Genomic DNA, 3,997 nt, shown 5'->3' with positions numbered 1-3,997 from the left:
GGAGCTGGCCCGCATCGACGCCCTCGTGGGGTCCGCCGTCCCTCGCTCACCGCTGGGGATCCGGGTGAATCCGCAGGTCGGCGGGGGTTCCATCGGGGCGCTGTCGACGGCCACGGCCACCTCGAAGTTCGGCATGGGGCTGCGCGACGAGGGCGTGCGCGAGTGGATCGTACGGGCGTATCTGGACCGCCCCTGGCTGACGAGGCTGCACACGCACACCGGCTCCCAGGGCATTCCGCTTCCCCTGATGGCGCAGGGCGTGGCGCGGACGTACGCGCTCGCCGAGGAGATCAATGCGCGCGCGGGGCGGCGGCAGGTCGACACCCTCGACCTCGGCGGCGGACTGCCGGTGAACTTCGGCTCGGAGGAGACCACGCCGACGTACGCGCAGTACGCACGGCTGCTGCGCGAGACGGTGCCGGGGCTGTTCGACGGACGGTACGGGCTGGTGACGGAGTTCGGGCGGTCGCTGCTGGCCAAGCAGGGCACGGTGGTGACCCGGGTGGAGTACACCAAGCGCGCCGGCGGGCGGCCGGTCGCCGTGACCCACGCGGGTGTGCAGGTCGCGACGCGCACGGTGTACGCGCCCGAGGCCTGGCCGCTGCGCCTTGCCGCGTACGACGCCCAGGGCCGCCCCAAGGCGGGGCCCGAGGTGGTGCAGGACGTCGCCGGGCCCGCCTGCTTCGCCGGCGACCTGCTCGCCGAGGGCCGCGCCCTCGCACCGCTCGAACCGGGCGACCATGTGGCGGCGCTGGACACCGGCGCCTACTTCCTCGCACACCACTACGCCTACAACTCCCTTCCGCGGCCCGGGATTTACGGCTTCGCTCCGGACGGCTCGGGAGGGATCGCCTTCGTGACCGTGCGCAAGCCGCAGACGCTGCGGGACATCGTGGCGGAGGCGGGAGGGGAGCACGCATCGGCGCTCACCGCCCTGCGCGCGCCCGAGCGCGCATGAGACCCGCCGCGCGTGCCGGCGTCATGAGACCCGCCGAGCGTGCCGGCACAGCGCACGGAGAACCCGGACGACGCGCACGACCCCGTGCGGCGCACGGGAAATCCGGCGACACACCGGAAAATCGGGTCAGTCGACCCACACTAGTCCCTCGGGCGCATGTTCCACCGGGAAATTCCATAACCCCCGCCGTCGCTCCACACCCTGCGTAGCGTCTCCCTCACTCAGCCGAAACCCCAGGCGGGAGGGGAACAAGGGTGCCCGGAATCGACGAGTGCCTCCTGGAAGCCATGCGGCTGCCCGGTGCACGCGGCGCCGCGCTGGTCGACTGGGTGAGCGGGCTTGCCCTGGGCACCGTCGGGGAGTCCCCGGGCGGCGATCCCGAGACCACGGCGGCGGAGGCCGCCGAACTGGCCCGGCTGGCCGCCGAGCACGGGGCGTTCGCCTCCGCCGAGGGGCCCGACGGCGAGCGGCCTCCGGTCGAGGACGTGATCGTCAGCAACCGTGACAGCTACCACCTGCTGCGGTTCGTGGACACGTCCTTCGACAGCAGTGTGTTCCTGCATCTGTGGCTGAACCGCACCGAGGGCAATCTCGCCCTGGCCCGCATACGCCTGGGCGAGATGGCCGAGCGGCTGGTGCTGGGATGACCGTGGTCGACGCCCCGCCGCCCCGGCTGCCGGTGCGCCCCAGGCCGTCCGCCGAGCCGGCCCGGGGCGGGGTCTCCCCGATGCTGACCCGGCTCGCCGCCGAACGGGCCACCGGTGCCCTGATCCGGGAGCACGGCACGCTCTACCTCGCCGAGGGCCGCGTGGTGCACGCCGAGAGTCCGCTGACACCCGGCCTGGACGTGCTGCTGACCGCGCACGGCACGCTGAAGGCCGAGGTGTGGCACAACGCCGTGGCCCGGGCCGACGAGCGGCACGGTGCGGCCCGCCTGCTGCTCAGCGGCGGCCATCTGGCCGAGGGCGCCCTGGAGCTGTGCCATCTGGGCGCGCTGTACGACGCCGCCTACTTCGCGCTCGCCCCGAGCAGCACCCCGGGCCGTTTCCGCTGCGGCATCGCCCACCGGCTCGGCCCCGTCCTGCCGGTCGCGGTGGCCGATCTGGAGCGCGAGGTCCTGCGCCGGCGCGAACTGCTGCGGCGCATCTGGCCCGACGCCAGACCGGACAGCGCCCCGCTGGTGCGGACGCACGCCACCGCCGCACCGGGGCTGACGCTCCGTCAGCGCACGCTGCTGGAGCGGATCGACGGCACCCGCACGGCCACCGACCTGGCCCGGGAGCTGGGCCGGCAGGCGTTCCACACCCTCGTGGACATCCGGCGGCTGGCGGCCGCCGGACTCGTCGCGCCACGGGATGCGCCCGGTCCGGCCGGCGACGGGGAGACCCCCGCGTTCGCCGAGCAGTCGGCGTACACCACCGACCCCCACATCACGCTGCTGAAGAGGCTCAGGGATGCGCTGGAGGCCCTTTGAGAGGAGACACCGGATGGCAGCCGAGCCGGACATCCTGGACGAACTGCGTCAGTTGAGGGCCCGTGTGCCTCAGCTCACCGGCTCCCTCGCCGCGAGTGTCGACGGTCTCGTCCTGGCCCACGACACCCCGGGCGTGGATCCGGAGAGCGTGGCGGCACTCACCGCGGCCGCGCTCGGCGTCGCCGTACGCATGGCGGATGCCACCGGTCAGGGCGACCTGCGCGAACTGCTCGTACGGGGCGTCCACGGCTATGTCGCGACCTATGCGGCGGGCAGCACGGCGGTGCTGACCCTGCTCGCCCAGGACCGCGTCAACGTCGGCCGCCTGCACCTGGAGGGCCGCAGAGCGGGCGCCCGCATCGGGGAACTGGTCGACGCCGAGGCGGCGGCCAGGCCCCCCGGCAGGTCATCCGTGAAGCTCGCGAGACCGGCTCCCCGGACCGGCGCCGTACGGACCAGAACCACGCGCGCGCCACGCACCGCGCCCACCCCCGCCGAAAACCGAGAGAACACCCGAGAGAACTAAGAGGAGATCCGCCATGGCCAACACCGAGACCTGCTTGAAGGAAGCGCTCGCCTCCATCGAGGGTGCGACCGGTGTCGCGCTCGTCGACTACACCAGCGGCATGGCCCTGGGCACGCTGGGCGGCGGCAAGAGCCTGGACCTGACCGTCGCCGCCGCCGGCAACACCGACGTCGTACGGGCCAAGATGCGCACCATGGAGCACCTCGGTCTCAAGGGGCAGATCGAGGACATCCTGATCACCCTGACCGACCAGTACCACCTGATCCGTCTGCTCAGCGGACGCGGCGGCAGCGGCCTGTTCCTGTACCTCGTCCTCGACAGCAAGCGGGCCAACCTGGCGATGGCCCGCCACCAGCTGAAGAAGATCGAGGAGAGCCTGGAGGTCTGAGCCGGGCCGCCTCCGCCGGGGCACAGGGCCCGTGCCCCGGCGGATCGTGCGGCGGAATCACCCGTGCCGTCCGTCCGGCCGCCGCGGCCACCGGCCCNNCGCCTTGCCCACGGGGTTCCCGCCGCGCTTGTCGAGCCAGTCGACCCGCACCCACAGCAGGGCGTCCTCGGAGCGCTCCAGCCGGCCGAGCCAGGCGGCCTTCAGCCACAGCCCCACGCCGGTCCCGGCCAGGAGCATGCCGCCGGCCGCGGGCAGGGCGAAGGAGCTGCCCAGGGCGGCCAGGAACGCCAGCAGCAGCCACCACAGGTGCCTCCGGCGCCAGACCCGGAGACTGACCGCCCGGTCCTGGAGCAGGTCGTACCGTGCGGCACGGGAGGCGCCCTGGGCGAGTTCCCGGTAGCGCCGGCGCNNCGGCGCCCGCCGCGAGCACCCCGAGCCACCACAGCGGTGCCGCCCCGGCCCGTACCACGACGGCCACCCGGACCAGGACCTGCCCTCCACGATCCGCACGACTTCCGCGTGCCACGTACTGCCTCCTTGTCGTCCTTGTCGTCCCGGCACACTCGTCAGTGCGGGCAGGCTAGCGAGTGTTCACGGGACGATTCCAAGAACGGACCGGAAGGGACCCGGCTCCCCGTCCCGCCCCTCCCC

At 73.4% G+C, this 3,997-nt stretch carries 5 protein-coding genes and 1 pseudogene; 5 read left to right on the top strand and 1 reads right to left on the bottom strand.

The features are described from left to right. The 5 genes from CCN35_RS25480 to CCN35_RS25460 all read left to right on the top strand — a co-directional run. Positions 1-958, top strand: a 958-nt coding sequence (locus CCN35_RS25480) for a type III PLP-dependent enzyme domain-containing protein (protein ID WP_245863466.1), incomplete at its 5' end; no start/stop codon positions are given. 254 nt (positions 959-1,212) lie between these two features. After that, positions 1,213-1,605, top strand: coding sequence for a hypothetical protein (locus CCN35_RS25475; protein WP_067396775.1), 393 nt, complete (start codon positions 1,213-1,215; stop codon positions 1,603-1,605). Continuing rightward, positions 1,602-2,432, top strand: coding sequence for a MarR family transcriptional regulator (locus tag CCN35_RS25470; RefSeq protein WP_086794488.1), 831 nt, complete (start codon positions 1,602-1,604; stop codon positions 2,430-2,432). Before CCN35_RS25475 ends, CCN35_RS25470 begins: the two co-directional genes overlap by 4 nt. Before the next feature lie 13 nt (positions 2,433-2,445). Then, positions 2,446-2,958: a roadblock/LC7 domain-containing protein gene (locus tag CCN35_RS25465; RefSeq protein ID WP_086794487.1), complete on the top strand. Its 513-nt coding sequence runs from the start codon at positions 2,446-2,448 to the stop codon at positions 2,956-2,958. Positions 2,959-2,971: 13 nt separating this feature from the next. Beyond that, positions 2,972-3,346: a roadblock/LC7 domain-containing protein gene (locus tag CCN35_RS25460; protein WP_067396780.1), complete on the top strand. Its 375-nt coding sequence runs from the start codon at positions 2,972-2,974 to the stop codon at positions 3,344-3,346. A gap of 99 nt (positions 3,347-3,445) precedes the next feature. Here CCN35_RS25460 and CCN35_RS25455 read toward each other — a convergent pair. Continuing rightward, positions 3,446-3,824 (bottom strand): annotated as a pseudogene (locus tag CCN35_RS25455) (hypothetical protein); the annotation flags it as partial. Positions 3,825-3,997: the final 173 nt, after the last annotated feature.

Origin of the sequence: Streptomyces thermovulgaris (assembly GCF_002155915.1) — a bacterium.
Classification (GTDB): domain Bacteria; phylum Actinomycetota; class Actinomycetes; order Streptomycetales; family Streptomycetaceae; genus Streptomyces; species Streptomyces thermovulgaris.
This window is presented reverse-complemented; position numbering and strand designations above follow the sequence as displayed.

Excerpts from the sequence above, each read along its gene's own strand:
- CCN35_RS25470 (WP_086794488.1), top strand. The coding sequence starts at position 1,602 with ATGACCGTGGTCGACGCCCCGCCGCCCCGGCTGCCGGTGCGCCCCAGG.
- CCN35_RS25465 (WP_086794487.1), top strand. The coding sequence starts at position 2,446 with ATGGCAGCCGAGCCGGACATCCTGGACGAACTGCGTCAGTTGAGGGCC.
- CCN35_RS25460 (WP_067396780.1), top strand. The coding sequence starts at position 2,972 with ATGGCCAACACCGAGACCTGCTTGAAGGAAGCGCTCGCCTCCATCGAG.